We start from the raw sequence: 20026 nt of genomic DNA, 5'->3' as shown, positions 1-20026 counted from the left end.
CTCAGCCGAACAGGACGGCGGAGAGCTTGCGGCGCTGTGCCGATACCCACGGGTCTTCCAAGCCGACGGCTTCGAAGAGCTTCAACAGCTGCTGGCGGGCAGCGCCCTCGTTCCATTCGCGGTCGGCAGCGATGATCGACAGCAGCGTGGCTGCGGCCGAATCGCGGTCGCCTGCCGCCATCTGCCCGCCGGCGAGCCGGAAGCGCGCGTCGAGCTCCTCCGGATTGGCGGCCACCTCGGCGGCCAGGCCGGCGAGATCGTCCACCGGCTGCGCTTCGCGCGCCAGCGCAAGGGCGGCACGGGCGCGCTCGACCTCCGGGTTCTTCGCGGCCTCGGCAGGAAGGGCAGCGATCGCGGCCTCTGCCTCCTCGTTGCGGCCGAGCGCCATCAGCGCACGGACGCGGCCGATGGCGACGCCGGCATGCTCGGGGGCAATCTCGGCAACCTGATCGAAAATCGACAGCGCCCGCTCGGCATCGCCGCCGGCGAGAACCTCCTCGCCCATCTGGACGAGGGGCTCGATATCGGCACCGGCATCTTCGCCCGCGGCACCGGGCTCCACCGGCAGCTGGCGCAGGATCTGGTCGAGCATGCCCTTGAGCTGGCTCTCGGTACGCGCCTGGGTGAGGTCGGCGACCAGCTGGCCCTGGAACATCGCATAGACGGTGGGGATCGACCGCACCTGGAATTGCGAGGCGATGAACTGGTTCTTGTCGGTGTCGATCTTGGCCAGCACCACGCCCTTGTCGGCATAGGCGGCGGCGACCTTTTCGAGCACGGGGCCGAGCGCCTTGCACGGCCCGCACCATTCCGCCCAGAAATCGATGATCACCAGCTTGGTCATCGACGGTTCGACGACGTCGCGGCGGAAGGCTTCCACGGCCTCCTTCTCGGCGGCGGACAGTCCAAGCGTGGCCAAGGCGTGCTCCTGTTGCGATTGCGGTCAGTTTCGGTCGCCTATGTGGGCGCTGGGATGCGGCAGGCCAAGTCTTTTCGAAAAAGTGCAAGAAGGGGGTTGTCGGGTCTAAAAGTCGCTGCTAGTTGCCCCACCTCGCCGGGGCACACCGGCGAAACGCCAGAGAGCGGGCGTAGCTCAGGGGTAGAGCACAACCTTGCCAAGGTTGGGGTCGAGGGTTCGAATCCCTTCGCCCGCTCCAGTCGTCCACCAAGAGGTGGACCCATTCACCAGCATCGATGCGATACCGGCATTAGCCGGAACGGCTTGCGCCGTCCTCTTGCCGCGTCCTAGCTCCGCATTCCAGCGGTGCAGGAGAGCGGCATGACGAACAGCAGCGCCACGGTGCGGGTCGGGATCGGCGGATGGAGCTTTCCGCCGTGGCGCGGCACCTTCTATCCGGAGGGGCTGGCGCAGAAGCGCGAGCTGGAGTTCGCGTCGCGCGCGCTCGCTGCGATCGAGATCAACGCGACCTATCACGGCAGCCAGAAGCCGGCGAGCTTCGCCAGCTGGGCCAAGACGGCACCCGATGGCTTCGTCTTCGCGGTCAAGGGATCGCGCTATGTCACGAATCGCAAGGTGCTCGCGGAAGCGGGCGAATCGATCCAGCGGTTCCTGAACCAGGGGATTCTCGAACTCGGGGACAAGCTCGGGCCGATCCTGTGGCAGTTCATGGCCACCAAGCAGTTCGATGCAGAGGATTTTTCTGCGTTCCTGCGGCTGCTGCCCGAGAAGCATGAGGGCGTGGCGCTGCGGCATGCGGTGCAGGTGCGTCATGCAAGCTTCGCGGTACCGGATTTCGTGGCGATGGCGCGCGATGCGCATGTGGCGATCGTGTTCGCCGATTCGGCGAACTATCCCGCGATCGCCGATGTGACCGCCGACTTCGTCTATGCGCGGCTGGAAGCGGCCGAGGAGGCGGAACCGGAGGGCTATGCGCCCGCAGCGCTCGACCGCTGGGCCAAGGCCGCGCAGACCTGGGCTGCGGGCGGGGTGCCGGAAGGGCTGCCTTATGTCGACGCCGCGCCGCCGCCGGTGGAGCCGCGCGACACCTTCGTCTTCTGCATCAATGGCGCCAAGGTACGCGCGCCCGCGGCCGCACAGGCGCTGATCGCGCGAACGGGCTGAGGGGGACGCATGCCGCTCTACGCAATCGACGGGCTGGCGCCGCAGCTGCCCGAGGACGGATCGAGCTGGGTCGCACCCTCGGCCGACGTGATCGGCGACGCGCGGCTGGGGCGCGAGGTGGGCGTTTGGTTCGGTGCCGTGATTCGTGCCGACAACACGCCGATCCTGATCGGCGACCGCACCAACATTCAGGAAGGGGCGATGCTCCATTCCGATCCGGGAAGCCCGCTGACGGTTGGGGCGGGGGTGACCGTCGGCCATCATGCGATCCTTCACGGCTGTACGATCGAGGACGATGTGCTGATCGGCATGGGGGCGATCGTGCTCAATCGCGCGGTCATCGGCGCCGGATCGCTGGTGGGGGCGGGGGCGCTGGTGACGGAGGACAAGGTCTTCCCGCCGGGCAGCCTGATCGTGGGCAGCCCCGCGCGGGTGGTGCGGAGCCTGGACGAGGTGGCGATCGCCCGCCTGCGCCGCTCGGCGGACGACTATGCGGAGCGCCAGCGGCGATACGCACAGGGGCTGACGCGAATCGAATGAGCGTGCCAGTCTGGGACGAAGTTGAGGAAGTTGAGGCTCGAACGCATCTTTGACCTGCCCTTTCCTGACCACGCGACTCGGTGTGCCAGCGCGGAGCCGAGTAGGACAGGGTAGAACGGGATGACGGATCAACAGTCGGGGTGGGCCTCTCGATCTTCCCCTCTTACCGTTCGCCTCGAGTAGCCATCGAGCTTGTCGAGATGGCGTATCGAGAGGTTAGTGCTCGCGGCTCTCTCGATACGGGCTCTCGACAAGCTCGATCCCTACTCGAGAGGAATGGAGAGGCGGAATCTCGGGCCCGATTAGAACGCCGCGATCCCCGTGATCGCGCGGCCCAGAATCAGGCCGTGGACGTCGTGCGTGCCTTCATAGGTGTTCACGGTCTCCAGGTTGATCGCGTGCCGCAGCACGTGAAATTCGGCGGAGATGCCGTTGCCGCCGTGCATGTCGCGGGCGACCCGGGCGATGGCCAGCGCCTTGCCGCAGTTGTTGCGCTTGAGCAGCGAGATCGCCTCGGGCGCGAGGGTGCCGTCATCGAACATGCGGCCGCAGCGCAGCGCCGCCTGAAGGCCGAGCGCGATCTCCGTCTCCATGTCGGCGAGCTTGATCTGCACCAGCTGCTTGGAGGCGAGGGGCACGCCGAACTGGTGCCGATCGAGCGTATAGGTGCGCGCCGCGTGGAAGCACGCCTCGGCCGCGCCCATCGCGCCCCAGCCGATGCCGTAGCGGGCGCGGTTGAGGCAGCCGAACGGCCCTTTCAGCCCCTCGACATCGGGAAGCAGCGCGTCCTCGCCGACTTCGACACCGTCCATGACGACCTCACCGGTGACCGAGGCGCGCAGCGACAGTTTGCCCTCGATCCTGGGCGCGGACAGGCCCTCGAGCCCCTTGTCCAGCAGGAAGCCGCGGATCTTGCCGCCATGCGCATCGGACTTCGCCCAGATCACGAACACGTCCGCGATCGGCGCGTTGGTGATCCAGGTTTTGGTACCCGACAGGCGATAGCCGCCATCGATCGCCTCTGCGCGGGTGCGCATGCCACCGGGGTCTGAGCCGGCATCGGGCTCGGTGAGGCCGAAGCAGCCGACCCATTCGCCGCTGGCGAGGTTCGGCAGGTACTGCCGCCGCTGCGCTTCCGAGCCATAGGCGTGGATCGGGTGCATCACGAGGCTCGACTGCACGCTCATCGCCGAGCGATAGCCGGAGTCCACCGCCTCCACCGCGCGCGCGACCAGGCCGTAGGAGACATAGCCGAGGCCGGCGCCGCCATATTCGGCCGGAATGGTCGCGCCGAGCAGGCCCAGAGCCCCCATCTCGTGCAGGATGCCGCGGTCGAAGTCTTCGTTCAGATAGGCCTGGGTGACCCGCGGCAGCAGCTTGTCCTGGGCATAGGCCTGGGCGGTGTCGCGGACGAGTCGTTCCTCGTCGGTCAGCTGCGCGTCGAGCCCGAAGGGGTCTGCCCAGTCGAACCGGCCCATGTCGGCCATTGCCGCCTCCTTCTTCAGGCGCCGGTCTGGTTCAAGCCGGCTTCGTCGTCCTGGACGGGATCGGAAGCGGCCGGCGCCGCTTCGTCCGCTGCGGGCTGGGTGGCGGGCGACACCGGAAGCGGCGCCGGCGGCACGGACAAGGTGCCGCCGCCCTGGATCGCCACCGTCTCGATCGCATTCAGAGCCTGGCGCGCGGCGATGTAGCGGCGGGCCGCATCCATCCAGCTTTGCGCATTGGCGGCACCGGGCATGCGCGCGATTTCGGCCAGCGCGCCTTCGACCTGGGCGGCGTCCAGTCGCCGGCGCGCGCGGGCGAGCCGGTCGGCCGGCAGCATGCTGGGGCTCGCATCCTGGCGGATGATGATCAGCTGCGACAGTTCGCGGCGGATGCCCTGCCACCAGCTTTCGTCCGGACCGCCGCCCGAGAGCTTGGGCGCGATCGTACCGAGGGCAAGGCGGAGGTCTTCCAGCGTCACCGGCTGGCGCGCGGCGGCGATGACGGTCGCCACCGCCTGCGGCTCGGCCGCGGCGAAACGCTGGCGCAGCTGGTCCTCGATATAGCCGAGCGCCAGGCCGCGATCGAGCGCGCGGCGCGCGGCGAAGGCGACCAGCAGCCCCTCGGCGCGGGTCGCGAAGCCGGAGGCGACCCGCGAGCTGGTGTCGACATTGGCGAGCCGCGCCTCGAGCTCCGCGATGTGTGCGGCGAGCACCTGCTCGCGCTGCGAGAGCGTGGCGATGTCGGCCGGGCGCTGCGCCGGCGGGGCGGCGTTCTGCGGGGTGGCAGGCAGCGGCGTGCTCTGGACCACAGGTGGGGTGGCCGCGGGACCAAGGCCGATCCAGGCGCCGAAGCGGTGGACCAGGCCGGCCATGGCCGCCAATCCGAGCACAAAGGCGAGGAGCGCGATCCACAGCATGGTGTTCCCGCGCGGCTTGCGGGGAGCCCCCGTGGCGGAGGTCGCCGTTTCCATCGTCATGGCGTCCTTATCCTCGCGGCGGTGCGCGCGGTCAATCGGCGAGGCGGATTGCAGCCGCAACCAGCGCCGGATCGGTGGGAACCGCGGCGACGGCGACCGCGTCCCAGCCGTCTCCGGCCGCCTCGGCAGCCGCGGGGCTGATCGCGGCGAGCCGCAGGGCGGAGAGGGCCACTCCGGCTTCGGCAAGCACGTGCCGGAGCCGCTCGGCGGCGCGAGGGGAGTGGACCAGGGCGACGCTGCCGGCGAGGCGGCGAACCGCGTCCGGTGACGGGGCCAGCGGCGTGCTGGCGTAGACCGCGACCATGCGCGAGACGGCGGGATGCTCGGTGAGGCGGAGGGACTCGCCGCCCAGCCACAGGGCGCGACGAACGCCGGCCGCCCAGGCGGCGTCGAGGAGCGTCTTGGCCCCCTCCGTCCCGACCCGAACGACGCTCAAGCCGACGGCTGCGGCAGCCCGGGCGGTCGCTTCTCCGACTGCCCAGACCGGGAGCATGGCCAGATCGGCGAGCTGACGCCCCGCGTGCCGAACCGTGTTCGCGCTGGTCAGGACGAGCGCGTCGTGGTCCGATGCGGCAACCGGCGGCCATCCTCGTTGCTCCACGTGAAACAATGGCGTGCGCAGCGTCTGGTAGCCGGCAGCGGTGATCCGCTCGACGGTGGCCGATGCGCCGGGTTCCGGGCGCAGCACCGCGAGGGGGCGGCTCATTCGCCGGCGAACAGCCGCCGCACGCTATCGGGGGCGCGGGCGAGCAGGTCTTGCGCGAGAGCCGGTGCCAGAGCGACGTCGCCGACCGACCCTTCCGTCGATCCGGTCACATGCGCGCTGCCGTCGTGCGCATAGAGTTCCGCGCGCAGCGTCAGGCGGTTGCCCTCGATCGTGGCGAGCGCCGCGACGGGGGAGTGGCAGTCGGCGCCAAGTGCCTCCAGCAGCGCGCGCTCGGCCGACACCGCCGCGCGGGTGTCGGCGTGGCTGATGGCGCCGATGAGTTCGCGGGCGCGCGCATCCTCGGCCCGCACCTCGATGCCGACGGCGCCCTGCGACGGGGCGGGCAGCATCACGTCGAGCGGCACCGGGGTGCCCACGTCTTCGCGGCCGAGCCGCACCAGCCCGGCCGAGGCGAGCAGCGTGGCGTCCACTTCTCCGGCGGCGAGCTTGGCGAGGCGCGTCTCGACGTTGCCGCGGAACAGCACGATCTTTGCGTCGGGGCGATGGCGGAGCACCTGGGCAGCGCGGCGCGGCGAGCTGGTGCCGACGATTGCGCCCTGCGGCAGGTCCGCGAGCGCGGCGACGCCGAGGATGCGGTCGCGGACATCGGCGCGGGGCAGCATCGCGGCGATGGCGATGCGGGTCGGGCGGATCGTCTCGACGTCCTTCATCGAATGGACGGCGGCGTCGATCTCCTCTTCCAGCAGCGCGCGGTCGAGTTCCTTGGTCCAGAGCGCCTTGCCGCCGATCTCGGCGAGTGCGCGGTCCTGCACGCGGTCTCCGGTGGTGCGGATGGGAACGATCGCGATCTGCTCGGGCGACCAGCCATGGGCGGCGGCGAGCGCGTCGCGGGTCATGTGCGCCTGCGCCATCGCCAGCGGCGATCCGCGCGTTCCGAGACGGAAGAGGGGAGCGGTGTCCATGGAGGTTGGCGTAGGCAAGCGGCCGCGCTTCGACAAGCCGCCCCTTCGACAAGCCACCTCTGAGCGGATAGAAGCGGGGCCATGTCCGCCCCCCTGATCCTCGGGCTCGAATCGAGCTGCGACGAGACCGCTGCCGCGCTGGTCCGCGGCGACCGCACCATTTTGTCGCACAAGCTTGCCGGGCAGGAGGCGCATCACGCCCCCTTCGGCGGGGTCGTGCCGGAGATTGCCGCGCGTGCGCATGTGGAGGTGCTGGGGCCGCTGGTAGAGGCGGCGCTGGCCGATGCGGGAGTGAAGCTGAGCGACGTCGATGCCATCGCGGCGACGGCGGGGCCGGGGCTGATCGGCGGGGTCATGGTGGGGCTGGTAACCGGCAAGGCGCTGGCGCTGTCGGCGGGCAAGCCGCTGATCGCGGTCAACCATCTGGAAGGGCATGCGCTGAGCCCCAGACTCGCCGACCCGGATCTCCAATTTCCCTATCTGCTGCTGCTGGTGTCGGGCGGCCATTGCCAGCTGCTGCTGGTGGAGGGTGTCGGCGCCTACCGCCGGCTGGCGACCACCATCGACGATGCCGCGGGCGAGGCGTTCGACAAGACCGCCAAGCTGCTCGGGCTGGGCTTCCCCGGCGGGCCGGCGGTGGAGCGGGCGGCGGCCGACGGCGATCCCCGTGCGGTGCCGCTGCCGCGGCCGCTGGTCGGATCGGGCGAGCCGCATTTCTCGTTCGCGGGGTTGAAAAGCGCGGTGCTGCGGGCGCGCGATGCCGGCATCCATGCGACGGCGGACATCGCCGCCTCGTTCCAGCAGGCGGTGGTCGACTGCCTGGTCGATCGCACGCGGCGGGCGCTGGGCCGGATCGCGCCGCCGACCGCGCTGGTGGTGGCCGGCGGAGTCGCCGCCAATCGCGCGGTGCGGGGCGCGCTGGAGCAGGTGGCGGCCGAGCATGGCCTGCGCTTCGTGGCGCCGCCTTTGTGGCTGTGCACCGACAATGCCGCGATGATCGCCTGGGCCGGTGCCGAGCGATTCGAAGCGGGGCTGACCGATCCGCTCGATGTCCCGGCGCGGGCGCGCTGGCCGCTCGATCCGGAAGGGGAGCGCGTGCGCGGCGCGGGGGTGAAGGCATGAGCGTGCTGGGTGTATTGGGTGGCGGCGCCTGGGGCACGGCGCTGGCGCAGGTGCTGGCGAGCGGCGGCCACGACGTGCGGCTGTGGGTCCGCGAGCCCGAGGTGGTGGAGGCTATCAACGGGACCCACGAGAACCCGCTGTTCCTCCCCGGCCGTACCCTGTCCGACCGCATCGAGGCGACCGGGGACATCACCTGGGCCGCGGAGGCGGAGGCGGTGCTGGTGGTGACGCCCGCGCAGCATATGCGCGCGGTGCTCGCCGACCTGCCGCGCCACGGCCAGCCGCTGATCCTGTGCTCCAAGGGGATCGAGGCGGGAACCCTCAAGTTCCTGCACGAAGTGGCGGGCGAGGCCGTCGACGGATCTCCGGTGGCGGTCCTGTCTGGGCCGACCTTTGCGCACGAGGTCGCGGCCGGGCTGCCGACGGCCGTGACGCTGGCGGCCGAGGATGCCGCCCTTGCCCATCAATTGGCGGCGACCATCGCCCAGCCGACGCTGCGCCCCTATGTCTCGACCGACGTGGTCGGCGCGGAGGTGGGCGGCGCGGTGAAGAACGTGCTGGCGATCGCGTGCGGCGTGGTCGAGGGCGCAGGGCTCGGCCAGAATGCGCGGGCGGCGGTGATCGCGCGCGGCTTTGCCGAGATGACGCGCTTCGGCCTGGCGCGCGGCGCACGGGCGGATACGCTGTCGGGGCTGTCGGGGCTGGGTGATCTGGTGCTGACCTGCTCCTCGACGAGCTCCCGCAACTTCTCGCTGGGCGTGGGGCTGGGGCAGGGGCGCCCGGCGGAGGACCTGCTCGCCGATCGCCGCACCGTGGCCGAGGGCGCCCATACCGCGCCCGTGCTGGCGCAAGCGGCGGCTGCCGCCGGCGTGGACATGCCGGTCACCGAAGCCGTGTGCCAGCTGCTGGACGGGGCGGACGTGGGCCGGGTGGTCGAGGCGCTGCTGACCCGTCCGCTTCGCGAAGAAGGCTTCTGACGCGGTGCCGGAGGTGCCGCCCATCTCCGGTCTGCTCGAAACCGCGCTCTACGTCGCCGACATGGCGCGCGCGGCCGATTTCTTTCGCGAGGTGCTGGGATTGCGGCCGATGCTCGCGGGCGAGCGGCTGACCGCGTTCAATGCCGGCGGCTCGGGCGTGCTGCTGCTGTTCCTGGCCGGAGCCTCCACGGAGGACATGCCGGGTGCCGGCGGCGTGGTCCCGGGCCATGACGGCAGCGGCCCGGTGCACATGGCGTTCGCGATTCCCGCCGGCAGCGAGGATGCGTGGCGGGCGCACCTCGCGGCGCACGATGTGGCGCTGCGCAGCGAAGTGGCGTGGCCGCGCGGCGGGCGCAGCCTCTATTTCGAGGACCCCGACGGGCACGTCCTGGAACTCGCCACGCCGGGTCTCTGGCCCAACTACTGACCGGTTCCGGCCGGGTGCCGGAGCCCGGAATCAGTCGCCCTTCTTCGAAGCCTGCACGGCGGCAGCCGGATCCACAGATGGCGCGCCCGACGCCGGGGTGGCGGCGTTCTCGAGATCCGCGGTCGGCGCACCCTCGGCAACATTGGCCTCGGCCTGGGTGGCCGGAGCCTCGCCTGCGGCAGGAGCGGCCGGCAGCGGCAGGTTCGAACCCTGGGAATTGAGATAGGCGACGACGTTCGCGCGGTCCTGGGCATTGCCGAGGCCCGCAAAGGTCATCTTGGTGCCCGGCGCGTACTTCCGCGGCGAGGTCAGCCAGGCGTCCATCGCGTCGAAGTCCCAGTTGCCGGGAACCGACTTCAGCGCGTCGGAATAGGCGAAGTTCGGCAGGTGACCGTGGGGCTTGCCGATGACACCGTAGAGGTTCGGGCCGATGCCGTTGGCGCCGCCCTGGTTGACGGTGTGGCAGGCGGTGCACTTCTTGAACACCTCGGCGCCCTTGGCGGGATCGGCCGAGGCGAGCAGCGTCGCGAACGGGACCGCCGAAGCGCCACCGGCGCCTTCGCCTTCCACCCCCTCGATCGGATAGCCCATCTTTTCGGGGCGTCCGCCTTCGAAAATCATGCCGCTGGCGACGGTCAGGCCCAAAGCAGCGGCCAGACCAGCCAAAGTCCAGCCAGCGATCGTGTTCATCCGATTGTCCATGCCGCCGCCGATTTCTCGCTAAACAAGGGAAGATTGTTACGCTTTACGTCGGTCTGCCCTTGCGTCGCAAGCAGGCCTTGCGTCGTTGACATCGCGCAACTAATCGCCTGCCCCCATGCAGAGCTATGCCGCACCGGCGCGGGCCCTGGTCGCGCGCATGACCGAAGCGGCGCGCGCAGCCCCCGAACGTGCCGTCGCCTATCAGGGCGCACCGGGCGCCAACTCCCATGTCGCCGCCAACCAGGCGCTTCCGGACGGGCTGCCGCTGCCGTGCTTCAGCTTTGCCGATGCGGTGGAGGCGGTGCTGAGCGGGGCGGCCGGATGCGGCATCATCCCGATCGAGAATTCGCTCCACGGCCGTGTCGCCGACATGCATTTCCTGCTGCCCGAATCGGGGCTGGTGATCGTGGGCGAGCATTTCCTGCCGATCCGCCACGCGCTGATGGGGTTGGGCCGGCTGGAGCAGGTGACGCAGGCTACCAGCCACGAACAGGCGCTCGGCCAGTGCCGCCGCTGGCTGGCCGAGCGCGGGATCGCGCCGGTCGCCTATGCCGACACCGCCGGTGCGGCGGCGCTGGTGGCGGAAACCGGCGACCCGAGCCTTGCCGCGCTGGCGCCTCCCGGAGCGGCCGAGCTCTACGGCCTGAACGTGCTCGCCAGCGACATCGCCGATGCTGCGCACAATACGACCCGATTCGTGATCCTGACGCGCGAGGCCAACGGCGGGCGGGTCGAGGGGCCGGCGATGACGAGCCTAGTATTCGAGGTGAAGAACGTGCCGGCGGCGCTGTTCAAGGCGCTGGGCGGCTTTGCGACCAACGGCGTCAACATGACCAAGCTGGAAAGCTACCAGCGCGACGCGAGCTTCACCGCGTCGGAGTTCTTCGCCGATATCGAGGGGCAGCCGGGCGACCTCGCCGTCGACCGTGCGCTCGACGAGCTGCGCTATCACAGCAAATGGGTGCGGCTGCTCGGCAGCTATCCCCGCGCCCGCGAGCGGGGCTGACCGGCTAGTCCTGCGCGTCCAGCCAATGGGCGAGCAGGCTGTAGGCGATGGCATAGTCCGGCGGAGCGTCGAACCGAGCGCCTTCGGCCCGGGCGAGCGCACCGGCCACCTCGTCGCGAGTCGCCCAAAAGGCGTCTTCCAGCTCGTGGGTGTCGAGCGTGATGCTGTCGTCGAGCGCTTCGCCGATGCAGGCGAGCATCAGCTGCGAGGGGAAGGGCCAGGGCTGGCTCGCGACGTAGCGGACGGCACCCACCGGCACGCCTGCCTCCTCCAGCACTTCGCGGCGGACGGCTTCCTCCAGCGATTCGCCCACTTCCACGAAGCCGGCGAGTGCCGAATAGCGGCCGGGTGTCCAGGCGGCCTGGCGGCCCAGGAGGACGCGGCCGTCGTGTTCGGCCAGCATGATGACGACCGGGTCGGTGCGTGGGAAATGCTGCGCAGCACAGGCGGGGCAGCGGCGTGCCCAGCCAGCGCGGAATAGCTCGGTTTGGCTGCCGCAATTGGCGCAGAACCGGTGGCGGCGGTGCCAGTCGGCGAGGCTGCGCGCGGCCGCATAGGTGGCGGCGTCGGCTGCCGGCATGGCGGCGAGCACCCCCATCAGGTTCGGCGAGCGGCTGACCGGCGATCCTTCCGCATCGAGGGCAGCGACGAAGCGCGGGACGCCCGCGTCATAGCCCAGGAACAGCGGCGTCACGTCGGCCGGAAGCGTGCCGAGCGCGTCCCAGACCATGCGGCCGTCGGCGTCCACTTCCGGTTCCAGCGCGCGCAGGCGCAGCAGCCGGGCGCGCGGATCGGCGAGGGCGGTGGCGAGCGCCTCCGGATCGTCGCGCTCGCGATCGGCGCGGTCGAGAGTGCCGCCGGTGAAGCCGATCATCGCTGGAGGTCCGCGAGCAGCGCGCGCGTCAGGTCGGCACGCAGCGGCCAGCGATCGGCGGGGAAATAGTTGACCATCACCGTGCCGCGCAGCTGGCGGGCGGGATCGACGAAGGCGATCGTGCCGGCGGCACCGCCCCAGCCATAGGTGCCCTTGCCGAGGCCACCGGGCGTATCCTCCAGATACACCGAGCCGCCGGCCCCGAAGCCCATCTTGGGTGCATTGGTGCCGCCGGTGCTCGCGTCGACGCCGCCGAAGGAGACGCCGGCCGGGAGCAGGTTGGACATGGCTAGCGAGACCGTCTCCGCCTTCATCACGCGCTTGCCGTCCAGCGTGCCGCGGTTCTGGAGCATGTGGAGGAAGCGGTCATAGTCGCGCGCCGACGAGACGAGGCCGGCGCCGCCATAGGGGAAGCTCGGCGCGTTCAGGAAGATCGAGGTCGCTGCCGGATCAAGCGGCACTGCGCGATCGCCGACGAAGACATAGTTGGTCGCGAGCCTTCCGGCCTGGTCGGCGGGCACCTGCCAGTAGGTGGAGGTCATGCCGAGCGGGCCGAACATCCGCGTCTCAAGGAAGCGTTCGAACGACATGCCGCTCGCGACCTCGATGACGCGGCCCATCAGGTCGAGGCTGACCGAATAGCTCCACGTGCTGCCCGGATCGGCGATCAGCGGCAGGGTGGCGAGACGGTCGGCGAACTCGGCGAGCGATTTCGGCCGCACGCGCAGCATCTCGGTCTCGACCTTGGCATTGATCGCGGCGGGGACGATGCCGAGCCGCTCATATTCGTGGAGCAGCGGCCCCTTGGTAACGATGGAATAGCCCAGGCCCGCCGTGTGGGTGAGCAGGTGGCGGATGGTGATCGGGCGCGCGGCCGGGCGGCTGGCGAGGCTGCGCTCCGGATCGGTGAGCACCCGCATCTTGGCGAAAGCGGGAAGGAAATCCGACACCGGCTGGTCGAGCCGCATCTTGCCGTCCTCGATCAGCATCATCGCCGCCATCGCCGTGATCGGCTTGGTCATCGAATAGACGCGCCACAGCGAGTCCGGGGTGACGGCGGCGCCGCCGTCCGAAAGGCTTCCCCTGGCAACGAAGCGGGTGTCGCCCGGGCCGCCGATCGCGACGGCGATTCCGGGTGCGCGGCCGGCGGCGACATAGCGGTCGGCGACTGCTTCGACGCTCGGGAGTGCCGGGGCGGAGGGCTGGCGGGCGGGGGCGACCTGCGCGGTTGCGATCGGCGGGGCGACCAGTGCCAGCGCCGCGAAGCCTGCCATCCACGTCCGTGCCGTCATCGCAATCCCTCCATCAGCCGCTGTGCGCGGACGAACACCGTCGGCATGCCTGCTTCGTCGAGCGAGTCGATCGGCCACCATTCGCCATCCGGCACGGCCATGTGGGCCGGCAGCGTGGCCGCCGCAACCGTGCAGCTCAGGCGGAAGTGGGTGAAGCCGTGGGCAACCGCGCCCATTGCCTGCCAGTCGGCCTCGACCGGCGCCTCGGCCAGGCCGGGTGGCGTCTCCGCCCAGGGGCCGGTCGGCAGCGCGCGCATACCGCCGAGCAGGCCCTTGGCCGGGCGGCGGACGAGCAGCACCTGGCCTTCGTGTTCGAGCCAGAAGATCGTGCCGTGACGGTGCGGCTTCTCGCGCTTTGGCGCCTTCAGCGGAAAGACTTCGGGATCGCCGGTGGCGAAGGCGTCGCACTGGGTGCGCAACGGGCAGAGCAGGCAGCGCGGCGTGCGCGGGGTGCAGATGCCCGAGCCAAGGTCCATCATCGCCTGCGCGAAGTCGCCGGCACGCGCGTCCGGCGTGATCGTATCGGTTGCGACGCGGATCGCCGGACGGCCGGCGGGGAGTGGCTGTGGAAGGGCGAACAGCCGCGCGACCACCCGCTCGACATTGGCGTCGACCACCACCGCGCGCCGGCCGAAGGCGATCGCGGCGACGGCGGCTGCGGTATAGGCGCCGAGGCCGGGGAGGGCGCGCAAGCCCTCCTCGGTGTCCGGCAGCACGCCGAGATGGTCGTTCGCGACCGCGCGGGCGCAGGCGAGCAGGTTGCGGGCGCGGGCGTAGTAGCCGAGCCCCGCCCAGGCGGCCATCAGTTCGGCATCCTCGGCGGCGGCGAGGCTCGCGAAATCGGGCCAGCGGGCGACGAACTTCTCGAAATAGGGGCGGACGGTGGCGACCTGGGTCTGCTGGAGCATCACCTCCGACAGCCACACGCGATACGGGTCCGGCGCGGGGGTGCCGGGCGGCGCACGCCACGGCAGGCTGCGCGCGTTGGCGTCGTACCAGTCGAGCAGGGCGGGAGCGATTGCAGAAAGGTTGGCGGGCACGCCGCGCCTATGGCATGGGGAAGCCGCGATGACGACGCCCCCCAAAGCCCCCACTGCCACCAAGGTCCGGCCTCCCAAGGAGGAGCCGAAGCGCCACGGCTATGCGCGCGCGGTGGCGGACCTGTTGCCGGACATCGGCCGGGCGGCATTCCGCAAGTTCGGCTTCATCCAGAGCGCGGTGGTGAGCCGCTGGCCCGAGATCGTCGGCGAGCGTTATGCGCGCGTGTCCGCACCCGAATCGATCCGCTTTCCGCAGGGGCAGCGCACCGACGGGGTGCTGACCCTGGTGGTGCACGGCGCGCACGTCACCATGATGCAGCACATCGGCCCCGAGATCATCGAGCGGGTGAACCGTTTCTTCGGCTATGCGGCGGTCGGCCGCATCGCATTCCGGCAGGGCGACGTTCGCCGCGCGCAGCGGGTCGCACCGCCGCGCCCAACGCCGACGCATGTGCCCGCGGAGCTGGGCGAGAGCCTGCGCACCATCGCCGATCCGGAGCTGAAGGCAGTGCTTTCGGCACTGGCGGCCGGCGTCGCTGCGCCGCCGACGCCGCTTTCGATACCGGTTCTGGGAAAGGTTCGTTGATGCGGTTGCTGGGGGTGCTCGCGGGTGTGCTCGCGGGACTGGTGATGACGAGTGGCGCAGAGGCGCAGCCGGCACGCGACTGGCGCACTGTGACGGTGAAGGCGGCGAGCAGTGGTTTCCAGATCGGAAACCCCAAGGCGCGCGTCACGCTGGTCGAATATGTCAGCTACACCTGCCCGCACTGCGGCCATTTCGTCGAGGAATCGAAGGCACCGCTGCACGACGGGCTCGTTCGCAGCGGTCAGGTCCGGGTGGAGATCCGCAACTTCGTGCGCGATCCGCTGGACCTTGCGAGCGCCTTGCTTGCGCGCTGCGGCGGGACGGCGCGGTTCGCGCGCCAGCACGCGCTGATCTTTGCCAACCAGAAGGCACTGCTCGACAAGGCGATGGCGTTCCAGGCCAAGCCCGATTCGTTCAAGGGCGCGACGACGCTCGAGGCACGGCTGCGGCGCATCGCCGCGGGTTCGGGGCTGACCGCGCTGATGACGCGCAGCGGGCTCACCGCCCAGCAGGCGGACCGCTGCCTGGTCGATCCGGTCGCGCGCGGCGAACTGGTCGCGGCGACCGAGAAGGTCCAGGGCCGCATCCAGGGCACGCCGAGCTTCGAGATCGACGGCAATCTGCTCGCTGCCAACAGCTGGGCCGAGGTCGAGCCCCCGCTGCGCCAGGCGCTGCAGCGCTGAACCCCCTTTCTCTTCACGGAGCCAATATCATGCGTATCGCTCTCCCCCTGCTGCCCCTTCTCCTGCTCGCCGGTTGCGGTGGCGGGGACGCGGGCTCCGGCAACAGCGGCGCGCCCGCGCAGAAGGTCGCGGCGGTAGCAGCGCCGGCCGGTACCAACTGGGCCGAGACGGTGTCGGTGACGCCGGAGGGCGGCTATCGCATGGGCAACCCGGATGCGCCGATCAAGCTGGTCGAATATGGCTCCCGCACCTGCCCGACCTGCGGCCAGTTCGGGCGCGACTCGGTACCGGCGCTGGCGGACACCTACGTCGCGAGCGGCAAGGTCTCCTATGAGTTCCGCGACTTCGCGGTGCATGGCGCGCCGGATCTTGCCGCCGGCCTGCTCGGCCGCTGCGGCGGGACCGGGCCGTTCTTCCCGATCCTCGACCAGATGTACGCCAACCAGAATGCGGTGCTGGATAAGCTCCAGGCGCTGCCGGAGAGCTTCCAGGCGCAGGTGCAGCAGATGCCGCCGGCGCAGGCGGTATCACTGTGGGCGCAGCAGCTGGGCTACATCGACTTCGTCAAGCAGCGCGGCATCCCCGAGGCAAAGGCGCGCCAGTGCCTGGCCGACCAGAAGGGGCTGGAGGCGCTCGTCAAGATCACCGAGGAAGCCGCCGACAAGGTGACGGGCACCCCGAGCTTCTTCCTGAACGACAACAAGCTGGACGCGGTGAACTGGACGCAGGTCGAGGCAGCGCTGCGCGACGCCGGCGCCTGATCGCCCACTGACGGGGCGCGTGCGGCGATGCGGATCCGGCGGCTGCGCCTGTCCGGCTTCAAAAGCTTCGTCGACGCGTCCGACCTGGTGATTGAGGCGGGGCTGACCGGCGTGGTCGGCCCCAACGGCTGCGGAAAATCGAACCTCCTGGAAGCACTGCGCTGGACCATGGGCGAGAACTCCGCCCGGTCGATGCGCGGGGCGGCGATGGAGGACGTGATCTTCGCCGGCACCGCGACGCGCCCGCCGCGCGACTTCGCCGAGGTGTCGATCCTGGCCGACGAGGTCGGGCCGGAGGGCGAAGAGGTGGAGGTGGTGCGCCGGATCGAGCGCGGCGCCGGCTCCGCCTATCGAATCAACGGTCGCGACGTGCGCGCCAAGGACGTGGCGCTGCTGTTCGCGGACGCCGCGACCGGCGCGCATTCGCCGGCGCTGGTGAGCCAGAACCGGATCAGCGCCGTCATCTCTGCCAAGCCCGCCGAGCGGCGGGCGATGCTGGAAGAAGCGGCGGGGATCGCCGGGCTCCATGTCCGCAGGCGGGATGCCGAGAACCGGCTGCGCGCGACCGAGGCGAACCTGGCGCGGCTGGCGGAGGTGCTCGCCGACCAGGACGGGCGAATCGCGCAGCTCAGGCGGCAGGCGCGGCAGGCGGAACGCTATCGCGAATTGTCGGGCCGGATCCGGGTGGCGGAGGCGCGGCTGATCTTTGCGCGCTGGCGCGACGCGGCGGCGGCCGCGGACGCTGCCCGGGCGGAGTCGAAGGACGCGGACGCGCTGGTGGTGAGTCGCACGGCCGAACAGGCAGCGGCGGAAGCGGCGCAGGCGGCGGCGGTGGCGGCGCTCGCCACCCACCGCAGCAGTGCCCAGGCGGCGCGGGATGCACTGTCGGAGGCGACGCACCGGCGCGAGGCGCTGGTGGCGCAGCGCGGGGCTGCCGAACGCCGGTTGCGTGAACTGGAGGCGGCGATCGCGCGCATTGCCGACGACCGCAGCCGTGAGGGAGCGCTCGCCAGCGATGCGGCCGAGGCGCTGGCGCGGCTGGCGGCCGAGGGCAAGACGCTGGAGGCCGAGGCGGCGGCGGCCGATGCGGCGCTGCCGGAGCTGGCGGCGGCGCTGGCGGCGGCCGAGCAGGCGAGTCGCGATGCCGAGGTGGCGCTTGCCCAGGCACTCGCGCGGCAGGCGAGCGAGCTCGCCGACGTGCGTGTCGCGCGCGCGGCACTGCAGGCGGCGCAGGCCCGGCTGGAGCGCGCGACTCGCGACGAGCGGCGCATCGCGGCGGAACTGGCGGCGCTGGCGGATGCGGCGCCGCTCCATGCCGCGCGCGCGGCGGCAGCCGAGGCGCGGGACAAGGCGCTCGGCGGGATCGAGCAGGCGCGGGCGGCGCTGGCGGCGGCGGATGCGGAGGAGCGGGCGCAGGCCGGCCGGCGCGAGGCCGCGCAGGCGGCGCGCGCGACCGCGTCGGCAGAGCTGGCGGCGCTCGATGGCGAAGCGGCGGCGCTGGAGCGTGCGCAGCGGCGCGGCGGGCGCGAGCGGCTGCTCGACCGGCTGGAGGTGGCGCCCGGCTATGAGCGCGCGCTGGCGGCGGCACTGGGCGACGATGTCGAGGCGGGGCTCGATCCGAGCGACGAGCGCTATTGGGGCGGGGCCGAAGCGGCACGGGACGACCCGCCGCCGCCTCCGGGTGTGTCGCGGCTTTCGGGGCAGGTGGTGGCACCCGAGGTGCTCGCGCGGAGGCTCGGCCAAGTGTTCGTGTGCGAGGCCGACACCGGCACCGCACTGGCGGTGGGCCAGCGACTGGTGACGCTCGACGGCGCGCTTCGGCGCTGGGACGGATTCCGTGCGGTGGCGGGGGGCGGCGCGGCTGCGGCGGAGCGGCTGGAGCGCGCGAACCGCCTGCGCGCGATTGCGGCGGCGCGTCCGCAGGCGGCGGCGGCGGTCGAGCAGGCGACGGCGGCGCTCACCGACGCGGAAGCAGCGATACGCGCGGCGAAGGCGCAGGCGGCGGAAGCGCGACGCAGCGTGGAATCGCACGAAGCCGCCGCGCGTGAGGCGGCGCGCGCGGAGGACCGGGCAGCGGCGGCGATCGAGCGCGCCGAGTCGCAGCGCGCCGATCTCGCCGCGCGCCAGCGTCGGGCGGCGCTCGACCTGGAAGAGGCGGCGGGCGAAGCGACGCGCGCGGAAGCGGCGGTCGCGGCGCTGCCGGACGGGAGCGGCACCCAGGCGGAGGTCGCCCGGCTGTCGGCCGAGGCGGAGGGCCGGCGCGGCGGGGTCGCAGACGCACGCGCGGCGGCGGCCGAACGCGAGCGGGCGGCCACGGCGGCACGGGCGCGGATCACGGCGGCGGCGGTCGAGGCCAAGGGCTGGAAGCAGCGCGCAGGCGAGGCGGTGCGACGCATCGCCGACCTCGACAAGCGCGCCGCCGACAGCGCGCGCGAGCGCGACGCGATTGCCGGGCGGCCGGATGCGCTGTCGCTGGAGATCGACAGTGTGACGGCGACCTTGCTGGGGGCGCGCGAGGCGGTGGATGCCGCCCAGCGCGAGGAACACGCCGCCGAACAGGCGCTGCGCGCGGCGGAGACGGCGCTGCGGGCGATCGGCGAGGCCTTGGCTGCGGCGCGCGAGGCACGCGCGGGCGCGGCGGCGCGCGCGGAAAATTATGATCAGCGGCGGGTGGAGACGGCGCGGCTGTCGGGCGAACGCTTCGAATGCCCGCCGCCGTTGCTGCCGGAGCGGCTGGAGTTCGAGAGCGCCAACGTAGCGACGCCCGAGGCCGAGGCGGCGGCGCACGACCGGCTGACCGCGGAGCGCGAGCGCATCGGCCCGGTGAACCTGGTCGCGGATCGCGAGCTGGCGGAGCTGGATGCGGCGCGGGCGAGCGGCGACCGCGAGCGCGCCGAACTGGAGCTGGCGGTGAACCGGCTGCGCGGCTCCATCGGCATTCTCAATCGCGAGGGGCGGCAGCGGCTGCTCGCGGCCTTTCATGCGGTCAACGAGCATTTCCAGCGGCTGTTCGGCACGTTGTTCAACGGCGGGCAGGCGCATCTGGCGCTCGTCGATTCGGACGATCCGCTGGAGGCGGGGCTGGAGATCCTCGCCCAGCCGCCGGGCAAGCGGCTCCAGTCGCTGACGCTCTTGTCGGGCGGCGAGCAGGCGCTGACGGCGGTGGCGCTGATCTTCGGGCTGTTCCTGACCAGCCCGGCGCCGATCTGCGTGCTCGACGAGGTCGACGCGCCGCTCGACGACGCGAACATCGATCGCTTCTGCGATCTGCTCGAGCGGATGACCGAAGAGACCGAGACGCGCTACCTGATCGTCACCCACAATGCGGCGACGATGAGCCGGATGCACCGGCTGTTCGGGGTGACGATGGTCGAGCAGGGGGTGAGCCGGCTGGTGTCGGTGGACCTGCGCGGCGCCGAGACGTTGCTGGCGGCGGAGTAGGCGCATGACACGCTGGGTGTTCCCTGGATTGCTGATGGTCCCGGCCGCGGTCGTGGCCGCGCCGCAGGGGCTGCCCGGGCATTATTATCTGTCGGGTATGACCGAGGTGGGATCGGAGCTGCTGCTGCGCGGCGACGGCCGCTACCGGTGGTTCCTGGCCTATGGCGCGCTCGACCTCGCGGTGGAGGGCAGCTGGACGCGATCGGGCGACACGCTGACGCTGGTGGCGGATCCGGGCATGCTCTCGGAGGACGGGATGGAGTCGATCTTTGCGCGCATGCAGCTGCGGATCGAGAAGGACGGCGCGCTGGTGCCGACGGAGAATTTGCGCGGGGCGTATCGTAAGGCGGGGGCGTAGGGCTGCGCAGCCCGCAGCCGAACCGTTCGGGCTGAGTAGGGGCT

20 protein-coding genes and 1 tRNA gene are annotated in these 20026 nt (G+C 71.4%); 12 read left to right on the top strand and 9 right to left on the bottom strand.

What is annotated here, in order from left to right; all coding sequences use genetic code 11:
* Position 1: 1 nt before the first annotated feature.
* Entirely contained in the window at positions 2-904 is a 903-nt protein-coding gene (locus tag MHZ35_RS00930; RefSeq protein ID WP_239434019.1) for a tetratricopeptide repeat protein, read from the bottom strand.
* Positions 905-1082: 178 nt separating this feature from the next.
* On the opposite strand from MHZ35_RS00930, the gene MHZ35_RS00925 reads away from it, so the two are divergent.
* The 3 genes from MHZ35_RS00925 to MHZ35_RS00915 all read left to right on the top strand — a co-directional run bounded on the left by MHZ35_RS00925 (position 1083) and on the right by MHZ35_RS00915 (position 2623).
* Positions 1083-1157 (top strand) — tRNA-Gly (locus tag MHZ35_RS00925).
* Between the two features lie 122 nt (positions 1158-1279).
* Entirely contained in the window at positions 1280-2083 is an 804-nt protein-coding gene (locus MHZ35_RS00920; protein WP_239433969.1) for a DUF72 domain-containing protein, read from the top strand.
* Between the two features lie 9 nt (positions 2084-2092).
* Positions 2093-2623 (top strand): gamma carbonic anhydrase family protein, encoded by a 531-nt coding sequence (locus tag MHZ35_RS00915; protein ID WP_239433968.1) that lies wholly within the window; start codon positions 2093-2095, stop codon positions 2621-2623.
* Positions 2624-2925: 302 nt separating this feature from the next.
* Here the strand turns inward: MHZ35_RS00915 and MHZ35_RS00910 are convergent, their stop codons facing one another.
* Genes MHZ35_RS00910 through hemC form a run of 4 tightly spaced genes read right to left on the bottom strand, consistent with a single transcriptional unit; the run spans position 2926 to position 6713 of the window.
* On the bottom strand, positions 2926-4110 hold the full coding sequence (locus MHZ35_RS00910; RefSeq protein WP_239433967.1) for an acyl-CoA dehydrogenase: 1185 nt from the start codon (positions 4108-4110) through the stop codon (positions 2926-2928).
* A 14-nt stretch (positions 4111-4124) separates the two neighbouring features.
* Entirely contained in the window at positions 4125-5084 is a 960-nt protein-coding gene (locus MHZ35_RS00905) for a hypothetical protein (RefSeq protein ID WP_239433966.1), read from the bottom strand.
* Positions 5085-5115: 31 nt separating this feature from the next.
* On the bottom strand, positions 5116-5790 hold the full coding sequence (locus MHZ35_RS00900; RefSeq protein ID WP_239433965.1) for a uroporphyrinogen-III synthase: 675 nt from the start codon (positions 5788-5790) through the stop codon (positions 5116-5118).
* On the bottom strand, positions 5787-6713 hold the full coding sequence (hemC, locus tag MHZ35_RS00895; RefSeq protein WP_239433964.1) for a hydroxymethylbilane synthase: 927 nt from the start codon (positions 6711-6713) through the stop codon (positions 5787-5789). Before hemC ends, MHZ35_RS00900 begins: the two co-directional genes overlap by 4 nt.
* An 81-nt stretch (positions 6714-6794) precedes the next feature.
* Here hemC and tsaD point away from each other — a divergent pair, with 81 nt between their 5' ends.
* The 3 genes from tsaD to MHZ35_RS00880 are packed head-to-tail and all read left to right on the top strand — an operon-like array spanning position 6795 to position 9239.
* Positions 6795-7835 (top strand): tRNA (adenosine(37)-N6)-threonylcarbamoyltransferase complex transferase subunit TsaD, encoded by a 1041-nt coding sequence (gene tsaD / locus MHZ35_RS00890; RefSeq protein ID WP_239433963.1) that lies wholly within the window; start codon positions 6795-6797, stop codon positions 7833-7835.
* A complete protein-coding gene (locus MHZ35_RS00885; RefSeq protein WP_239433962.1) occupies positions 7832-8812 on the top strand; it encodes an NAD(P)H-dependent glycerol-3-phosphate dehydrogenase in 981 nt (326 codons plus the stop codon). Before tsaD ends, MHZ35_RS00885 begins: the two co-directional genes overlap by 4 nt.
* A 13-nt stretch (positions 8813-8825) precedes the next feature.
* Entirely contained in the window at positions 8826-9239 is a 414-nt protein-coding gene (locus MHZ35_RS00880; RefSeq protein WP_239433961.1) for a VOC family protein, read from the top strand.
* Positions 9240-9269: 30 nt separating this feature from the next.
* Here MHZ35_RS00880 and MHZ35_RS00875 read toward each other — a convergent pair whose 3' ends face one another.
* Complete coding sequence (locus MHZ35_RS00875) at positions 9270-9941, bottom strand: c-type cytochrome (RefSeq protein WP_239433960.1); 672 nt, start codon at positions 9939-9941, stop codon at positions 9270-9272.
* Positions 9942-10056: 115 nt separating this feature from the next.
* On the opposite strand from MHZ35_RS00875, the gene MHZ35_RS00870 reads away from it, so the two are divergent.
* A complete protein-coding gene (locus MHZ35_RS00870; protein ID WP_239433959.1) occupies positions 10057-10947 on the top strand; it encodes a prephenate dehydratase in 891 nt (296 codons plus the stop codon).
* A gap of 4 nt (positions 10948-10951) precedes the next feature.
* Here MHZ35_RS00870 and nudC read toward each other — a convergent pair whose 3' ends face one another.
* From nudC to MHZ35_RS00855, 3 genes are read right to left on the bottom strand one after another with little or no spacing between them, the layout of a single operon-like run.
* The gene (nudC, locus tag MHZ35_RS00865) at positions 10952-11821 is read right to left on the bottom strand and encodes an NAD(+) diphosphatase (RefSeq protein WP_239433958.1); all 870 of its coding nucleotides are present in this window, start codon (positions 11819-11821) and stop codon (positions 10952-10954) included.
* Positions 11818-13113 (bottom strand): serine hydrolase domain-containing protein, encoded by a 1296-nt coding sequence (locus tag MHZ35_RS00860; protein ID WP_239433957.1) that lies wholly within the window; start codon positions 13111-13113, stop codon positions 11818-11820. Before MHZ35_RS00860 ends, nudC begins: the two co-directional genes overlap by 4 nt.
* Complete coding sequence (locus MHZ35_RS00855; protein ID WP_239433956.1) at positions 13110-14153, bottom strand: A/G-specific adenine glycosylase; 1044 nt, start codon at positions 14151-14153, stop codon at positions 13110-13112. Before MHZ35_RS00855 ends, MHZ35_RS00860 begins: the two co-directional genes overlap by 4 nt.
* Positions 14154-14181: 28 nt before the next feature.
* Between MHZ35_RS00855 and MHZ35_RS00850 the strand changes: the two genes are divergently transcribed.
* Genes MHZ35_RS00850 through MHZ35_RS00830 form a run of 5 tightly spaced genes read left to right on the top strand, consistent with a single transcriptional unit; the run spans position 14182 to position 19982 of the window.
* Complete coding sequence (locus MHZ35_RS00850) at positions 14182-14739, top strand: DUF721 domain-containing protein (RefSeq protein ID WP_239433955.1); 558 nt, start codon at positions 14182-14184, stop codon at positions 14737-14739.
* Positions 14739-15422: a DsbA family protein gene (locus MHZ35_RS00845; RefSeq protein WP_239433954.1), complete on the top strand. Its 684-nt coding sequence runs from the start codon at positions 14739-14741 to the stop codon at positions 15420-15422. The genes MHZ35_RS00850 and MHZ35_RS00845 overlap by 1 nt, the downstream gene beginning before the upstream one ends.
* Before the next feature lie 29 nt (positions 15423-15451).
* The gene (locus MHZ35_RS00840; protein ID WP_132882935.1) at positions 15452-16183 is read left to right on the top strand and encodes a thioredoxin domain-containing protein; all 732 of its coding nucleotides are present in this window, start codon (positions 15452-15454) and stop codon (positions 16181-16183) included.
* A gap of 27 nt (positions 16184-16210) precedes the next feature.
* Positions 16211-19624 carry a chromosome segregation SMC family protein gene (locus tag MHZ35_RS00835; protein ID WP_239433953.1) on the top strand — a complete coding sequence of 1138 codons (3414 nt, stop codon included), beginning with the start codon at positions 16211-16213 and terminating at the stop codon, positions 19622-19624.
* Positions 19625-19628: 4 nt separating this feature from the next.
* Positions 19629-19982, top strand: coding sequence for a hypothetical protein (locus MHZ35_RS00830; RefSeq protein ID WP_239433952.1), 354 nt, complete (start codon positions 19629-19631; stop codon positions 19980-19982).
* The last annotated feature ends 44 nt before the right edge of the window (positions 19983-20026 follow it).

Origin of the sequence: Sphingomonas sp. ACRSK, assembly GCF_022346685.1 — a bacterium.
GTDB lineage: Bacteria > Pseudomonadota > Alphaproteobacteria > Sphingomonadales > Sphingomonadaceae > Sphingomonas > Sphingomonas molluscorum.
This window is presented reverse-complemented; position numbering and strand designations above follow the sequence as displayed.

Coding starts and splice junctions, on each gene's coding strand:
- MHZ35_RS00920 (WP_239433969.1), top strand. CDS start 1,280: ATGACGAACAGCAGCGCCACGGTGCGGGTCGGGATCGGCGGATGGAGC.
- MHZ35_RS00915 (WP_239433968.1), top strand. CDS start 2,093: ATGCCGCTCTACGCAATCGACGGGCTGGCGCCGCAGCTGCCCGAGGAC.
- MHZ35_RS00910 (WP_239433967.1), bottom strand. CDS start 4,110: ATGGCCGACATGGGCCGGTTCGACTGGGCAGACCCCTTCGGGCTCGAC.
- MHZ35_RS00905 (WP_239433966.1), bottom strand. CDS start 5,084: ATGACGATGGAAACGGCGACCTCCGCCACGGGGGCTCCCCGCAAGCCG.
- MHZ35_RS00900 (WP_239433965.1), bottom strand. CDS start 5,790: ATGAGCCGCCCCCTCGCGGTGCTGCGCCCGGAACCCGGCGCATCGGCC.
- hemC (WP_239433964.1), bottom strand. CDS start 6,713: ATGGACACCGCTCCCCTCTTCCGTCTCGGAACGCGCGGATCGCCGCTG.
- tsaD (WP_239433963.1), top strand. CDS start 6,795: ATGTCCGCCCCCCTGATCCTCGGGCTCGAATCGAGCTGCGACGAGACC.
- MHZ35_RS00885 (WP_239433962.1), top strand. CDS start 7,832: ATGAGCGTGCTGGGTGTATTGGGTGGCGGCGCCTGGGGCACGGCGCTG.
- MHZ35_RS00875 (WP_239433960.1), bottom strand. CDS start 9,941: ATGGACAATCGGATGAACACGATCGCTGGCTGGACTTTGGCTGGTCTG.
- MHZ35_RS00870 (WP_239433959.1), top strand. CDS start 10,057: ATGCAGAGCTATGCCGCACCGGCGCGGGCCCTGGTCGCGCGCATGACC.
- nudC (WP_239433958.1), bottom strand. CDS start 11,821: ATGATCGGCTTCACCGGCGGCACTCTCGACCGCGCCGATCGCGAGCGC.
- MHZ35_RS00860 (WP_239433957.1), bottom strand. CDS start 13,113: ATGACGGCACGGACGTGGATGGCAGGCTTCGCGGCGCTGGCACTGGTC.
- MHZ35_RS00850 (WP_239433955.1), top strand. CDS start 14,182: ATGACGACGCCCCCCAAAGCCCCCACTGCCACCAAGGTCCGGCCTCCC.
- MHZ35_RS00845 (WP_239433954.1), top strand. CDS start 14,739: ATGCGGTTGCTGGGGGTGCTCGCGGGTGTGCTCGCGGGACTGGTGATG.
- MHZ35_RS00840 (WP_132882935.1), top strand. CDS start 15,452: ATGCGTATCGCTCTCCCCCTGCTGCCCCTTCTCCTGCTCGCCGGTTGC.
- MHZ35_RS00835 (WP_239433953.1), top strand. CDS start 16,211: ATGCGGATCCGGCGGCTGCGCCTGTCCGGCTTCAAAAGCTTCGTCGAC.
- MHZ35_RS00830 (WP_239433952.1), top strand. CDS start 19,629: ATGACACGCTGGGTGTTCCCTGGATTGCTGATGGTCCCGGCCGCGGTC.